Genomic DNA, 5,942 nt, shown 5'->3' on the forward strand with positions numbered 1-5,942 from the left:
CGGCCGCGATAGGCTGGCGACAGCAATTCGCTCCACCTGCCGCGCTCCCGCTGGGGAACAGGAACCTGCGCCGGCAGGGTCGCGGGCGGCAACGCTTCGCTCGTCGCCGCGCCGGTTCGGTCGGAGGCGGCCTCCAGCCGCATGATCACCGCCTCGGCTTCGGCCAGACGTCCCTTGCCGATCAACCAGCGCGGGGATTCCGGCAGCCGCAACAACATCAGCGCGATCACCAGTCCCGGAATGCCGCCGATCAGGAACATGATCTGCCATCCCAGCAGCGGCACCAGCACCGCACCGACCTGCCCGGTGACCATCAGCCCGATCGGGAAGATCATCTCGTACAGCATGAAGAAGCGGCCGCGACCACGGGCCTTGGAGAGCTCGCTGATATAGGTGGCAGCGACCGGCATCTCGCCGCCGACGCCGATGCCCTGAATGAAGCGACAGATCAGCAGAACGCTGAAACTCCACGCCCCGGCGCAGGCGAGACTCATCAGCGCGTAAATGGCGGTTGCCGCGGCGGCACATCGAACCCGGCCGTAGCGTTCGGCACCCCAGCTGAAAGCCAGCGCTCCCACGACCTGGCCGAGGTAGCTGGCACCGATCATGAAGCCGATTTCCGGTGCCGTGATGTGCCACAGCGGCACCAGGATCGGCAAAACGAACGCGATCGACAGCGCGTTGAACGCGTCGAAGAACGTGGCACTCCCCATGACCACGCGGGCGCGAACAAACCAGCGCGACGTCGGTATTTGCTCCATGCGCGTGATCAGCGCGGCGGCAGCATCTTCGGAAGCGAATGGCGGCGCCGGCGACGAAACGGCGGGAGCCTCTGACCGCGACCCCGCGTTGACGACTGACAAAGGCTCACTCCCGTTCTTTTGTTCTTTGCTTTTTCGGCCCGCTTGATCGGCCTGCATGCGTAGCACGCAAGCCGGCCCGAGAGCAGGCTGGACGATTGGATCAGATATCGCGCGTCCGCCCCATCAACGCCAGAATTTTTTCGGCGCTCACTGCGGGCATTCGGCCGGAGTCAAGTGGCGGAGGTTTCCGCGTAGCGCGTCATTGCTCATGCCGCGGCCGATTTCCGAGTCGAGCCGGGGGTCGGCGCCGGCTCGTCGAGCGAGACGTTCCAGGCGTCATAGCCATAGAGCCAACTCGGATCGTCATTGCCGCCGCTCATCCAGGTGTTGGCGCTGGATATCTCCTGAATCTTCGAAGTTCGCGGCTTGCGGTGAGCCTCGAAACGCCTGAAGGCCGCCTCGATGCCGTCGACCGGCACGTCCTTCAGGCAGCGCGCCAACACAGCGGCGTCCTCGATCGAGGTGGCCGCGCCCTGCGCCATGTAAGGCGTCATCGGGTGGCTGGCGTCACCGATCAGGATGATTCGGCCCTGGCTCCAGGTCGGCAGCGGGTCGCGCTCAAGGATCGCCCATTTGTGGCAGTCCGGGCAGGCATCGAGCACCATCCGGACCTCGGAATGGAAACCGGCATAGGCGGCGCGCAACTCCTTCACGTCGCCCTTGGCCGACCACGACTCCTTCGTCATCCAGTCGGCCGGCTCCGGGACGCTGGTCACGAAATACAGCTGGCTGCGATCCCTGGTCGTGTAATAGATCACGATGTGGCGATCCTCGCCCCACCATTTGACGCGGGAGCGCGAGATCTCCTTTGGCATCAGGCTGGAATTGAACACCGAGCGGTAGGCGATGCGGCCGCGGTGCAGCGGCTTGTCCGGTCCGATGATGATGTCGCGTACCACCGAGTGGACGCCGTCGGCGCCGATCACGGCATCCGCCTCGACCGTCGTCCCGTCGGCGAAGAACAGCGTTACCGGTCCGCCGTTCTGCTCCAGCCCAACCAGTTTCTTGTTCAGGTGGACGATCTCGTTCGGCACGATCGAGGTCAGCGCCTCGTGCAGGTCCGCGCGATGCATGCAGAGGAACGGTGCCCCGTAAAGGTCTTCCGGCATCGGCAGCTCGCGCTTGAGCTCACCGGTGTCGCCGACGCGGTTGAGGTGGGAATAAGGCGCGAAGGCCCGCTCGCGCAACATGGCCTCGACGCCGATGCCGCGCAGCACCTTCATCGAATTCGGCAGCATCTGAATGCCCGCGCCAATGCGGCCGAACTGATGCGCCTGTTCATACACCTCGACGTCGATGCCCGCCTGTCGAAGCGTGCCGGCCGCGGCCATGCCGCCCATCCCGGCGCCAACGATTGCAATTTTGGGTGACGCCATGATTCCGCTGCTCCTACCCTGCAAAATAAAGGAGACCTTCGATAGGTCTCCGTTAGCGGCCACCATCGGCGCCGTTGTTAAGTGCATGAAATATATCTTTTATGTCCACACCGGGACAACCCTTCAGCGCCGGTCCGCACCTTCACCAGGGGGAACCGAAAGGCAAAGCCAATTCATTTGACAAATTGACAGTATTTGTCAAAATTGTCGAATGGGCTCGCCGGATCGCATCTTGTCGGCCGCGGAAAATATCTTCGCCAGATTCGGCTATCGGCGTGCGTCGATGGGCCAGATCGCGGAGGAAGCCGGACTGACACGGCAGGCCCTCTATCATCACTACGCGAGCAAGGAGGCGCTGTTCCGGGCGGTCGTCGAGCAATTGCATGAATGCGCCTACGAGGCCGAGGCAGCCTCCGGCCTCGATCAGGAACAGACCGGCGGCGGGCTAGCCGATATTCTGGCCGCGCAGATCGGTGCACGGTTTCGCTACTTGCTCGAATGTGTCGCGGAGTCACCGCAGGCCGAAGAGCTGTTGTCCGAGCATCAGCTTCAGACCCGCGATCTCTATCAGAGCTTCATCGAACATAACGCCGACCTGCGGGCCGAAACCATCGATCGTGTTTGCGCCAAACAGGGTCTTGTCCTGCAGAACGGCATGACATCCCGCGACCTTGCCCGCTGCATCCAGATCGCCATGCGCGGATTCAACGATCTGCGGCTGAACACCGACGTGCTGCGTGAACTTGACCGGATCGTACGTCTGCTCGTGGCCGGCGCCATCGCGCCCGCCGCACCCCAATCCCGCACCAAAAGGAGATCGCGATGAGCACAGTGACGATCAATGGTCGCGTTGAAACCTTGCCCGACGATCCCGAAGCGCTTCTGGTCGATGTCATCCGCGACAACCTGAGTCTGACCGGAACCAAGCTCGCCTGCGGCGCCGGCGTCTGCGGCGCCTGCACCGTATTGCTGGACGGCGTGCCGGTCGTCAGCTGCCTAATGCCCGCGAAGGCGGTTGCCGGCAGCATGATCACGACCGTCGAGGGCATTGGCGGCACAAGGCTGCATCCGATACAGCGAGCGTTCATGACGCTCGATGCCTTGCAATGCGGCTTCTGCACGCCGGGTTTCGTTGTCGAGGCGGTCGCCTTTCACGATGGCTGGCGCAAGGCAAAAGGCACCGCCGTTCCCTCGCGCGAGGAGATCGGCGCAGCGCTGTCGGGCCACCTCTGCCGCTGCGGCGCCTATGACAACATTTTGCGCGCGGTGGCTGAGGCCTGTAGCGGCCGCTTCGACGGCGACGAAACCGTCCCGCCGCGCCTTGAGGCGCGCGACAAGGTGACGGGGAGCGCGAAATATGCCGTCGACATCCACCACGATGGTCAGCTCGAAGGCCTGATCGTCCGTTCGCATGTCGCCCACGGGCGGATCGTCGAACTCGACCTTGCGCCCGCGCGCGCGATGCCGGGTGTAGTAGCGGTAGTATCCCTGCTCGGGGACGACCGCACCGTCCGCTATGTCGGCGAACCGATCGCCGCGAAGGACCACAAGACCGCGCGTGATGCTGCCGCAGCCATCGGGATCAAATGCGAGCAACTGCCATCGGTCGTGGGACTGGACGCGGCGCGCAAGCCGGGTGCGGCGCTGGTGTTCGAAAAATCGAGCCGCAAGAAGGCAGGCAACGTATCGGAGGGTTCGCCGGCGCCAGCCCCGTGGAAGCACAATGTGCGAGGTCCGTCCGGGGCGTTTTCGCACAAGGCCAAAAAGGTGCGGAATGCGATCGCGGCAGCGGCGCAAACGCATGACCCGCTTTTGGTCGAGGGCGTTTTCAGGACCGCGGGTCAATCGCACAGCTGCCTCGAGCCGCATGTCACCGTGGCCCGCTTCGACGGCGATCGCCTGACCGTGCACGTCTCGACCCAGGTGGTGTTTCATCTGATGGAGCTGATTGCGAAGCGATACAAGGTTGACCGTAACAAGGTGCGTGTGATCGCCGACCATGTCGGCGGCGGATTTGGCTCGAAGGCTAGTCTCGGCATCGACACCATCGCCGCGATCGAACTTGCGCGGGAAGCGAAGGCCCCCGTTCGCATTGCGATCGACCGGCACGACGAGTTGACCGTCACGGGCCATCGTCCGGCGACGGAAATCAACATTGCGCTGCTGCCGTCGCGCGAGGGCGGCCTCAAGGCCCTGTCTCTGACGGCCTATTCCGACAATGGCGCGGCTATCAACTCCACGATCGCGGCATTGGCGCGCCTGATCTATCCCGCCGAGGCAAAGGAGCTGGTCGACTTCGATGTCATCAGCAATCTGCCACCGGGCACGGCCTTTCGCGCGCCCGGTGGACCGCCGATGGCGTTCGCGCTGGAGCAGGCGGTCGACGAAGCCGCGCTGCGGATGCAGGTCGATCCGATCAGCCTGCGCAAGCGATGGGACACCGACCCCAATCGTCAGCGTCTTTATGACTGGGCGGCGGGGCTCGACGTCTGGCGCAACGCCAAGGGAGCGGCGGCGCAGAGCGGCCGCTATCGCCGCGGCGTCGGCGTTGCCGCGGGATACTGGCTTTATCTGTGGCAGCCCGGCTCGAAGGTCGAATTGGCGATCAAAGGCGGGCGCCTGGTCGCGAGCACGGCGATCCAGGACATCGGCACCGGCAGTCGAACGGTGATCGCCAACACGGTGGCGCATGAATTCGGGCTGGAGCCGCACGAGGTCGAGGTCCGGATCGGCGATTCCAATCTCATTGAGGGGCCGGGCTCGGGGGGCAGCCGGACCACGGCCTCGGTGGTGCCGCCGGCATTGCTCGCGATCCAGAAGCTGAAGGACGCCATCGAGAAGAATGCGAAACAAAAGCCCACCCCGGGCTCCAATGCGCCATGGCGGGAACTGATCGCAGCGTCCGCCGATATCAGCGTGTCGGCGACACGCCCGGAGGATAACAAGCCGACATTCCCCGGCGTGCGCTCGCCGCTGAAGGAAGCCGGCTTGATGGGAACCATCTTCGGCTGGATGATGCGCCGGTTCTCGAATCTCGCCATCGGCGCGGGCGTGCCGAGTTCGGTGCAGGTGATCGAAGTGGAGGTCGACACCTGGCTTGGCCATGTCCGGGTCCTCAACGTTCACACCGGCATCGCAGTCGGCAAGCTCGCCGCACCGGCGCTCGCGCGCAGCCAGGCGACAGGTTCGGTCATCCAGGGCATCGGCTATGCGCTTTACGAGGGGCGTGAGGTCGATCCGGCGAGCGGCGACATCCTCACCGCTGGGCTTGAGGATTACCGGATTCCCGGCATCGCAGACACGCCCAACATTGACGTGCATTTCGATGAAGCGGGTTTTGATCATGTGCTCGGCGGCAGCGTCGGCATTGGCGAGGTCGCGACCGTGCCGACGTCGCCGGCGATTGCGAACGCCATCCGCAACGCGATCGGCGTGCGCGCCTATGAGCTTCCGATCAGGCCCGCCCGGCTCATCGCCATCCTGAATCAGAGGAGCGTGGCATGAACAGCACATCAGCACCGGCCGAAGCGCAGCGGGCCGAATTCCGCGCCGCCGGCACCGATGTTTCGGAGCGCCGCCGCAGCGGCGTATCGCGCGGACCGCTAGTGGATCTGGTCCGACCCTCCGGCACCCCTGACATCGCCTGGGACGCGAGCGGCGCAGCCCGGATCAGCGCGTTCACCAGTATCGCGGCGATGGCCGG

At 64.6% G+C, this 5,942-nt stretch carries 4 protein-coding genes and 1 pseudogene; 3 read left to right on the plus strand and 2 right to left on the minus strand.

All coding sequences use genetic code 11. From position 1 onward, the window contains the following. Together E8A46_RS16140 and E8A46_RS16145 are read right to left on the minus strand one after the other, a co-directional pair. Nucleotides 1–863 (minus strand): MFS transporter (locus tag E8A46_RS16140; RefSeq protein ID WP_291562558.1); only part of this gene is annotated, 863 nt, incomplete at its 3' end. A gap of 206 nt (nucleotides 864–1,069) precedes the next feature. Further along, nucleotides 1,070–2,239 (minus strand): FAD-dependent monooxygenase, encoded by a 1,170-nt coding sequence (locus tag E8A46_RS16145; protein WP_291562560.1) that lies wholly within the window; start codon nucleotides 2,237–2,239, stop codon nucleotides 1,070–1,072. 232 nt (nucleotides 2,240–2,471) lie between these two features. Here E8A46_RS16145 and E8A46_RS16150 point away from each other — a divergent pair, with 232 nt between their 5' ends. From E8A46_RS16150 to E8A46_RS16160, 3 genes and pseudogenes are all read left to right on the plus strand, one after another. Next, nucleotides 2,472–3,065, plus strand: a complete 594-nt coding sequence (locus E8A46_RS16150) for a TetR/AcrR family transcriptional regulator (protein WP_291562563.1) — start codon at nucleotides 2,472–2,474, stop codon at nucleotides 3,063–3,065. Next, nucleotides 3,062–5,743: a molybdopterin-dependent oxidoreductase gene (locus E8A46_RS16155; RefSeq protein WP_291562565.1), complete on the plus strand. Its 2,682-nt coding sequence runs from the start codon at nucleotides 3,062–3,064 to the stop codon at nucleotides 5,741–5,743. Before E8A46_RS16150 ends, E8A46_RS16155 begins: the two co-directional genes overlap by 4 nt. Beyond that, nucleotides 5,740–5,942, plus strand: a pseudogene (locus tag E8A46_RS16160) (molybdopterin dehydrogenase); the annotation flags it as partial. The gene E8A46_RS16155 and the pseudogene E8A46_RS16160, both read left to right, overlap by 4 nt.

Source organism: Bradyrhizobium sp. (genome assembly GCF_004799445.1).
Lineage (GTDB): Bacteria > Pseudomonadota > Alphaproteobacteria > Rhizobiales > Xanthobacteraceae > Bradyrhizobium.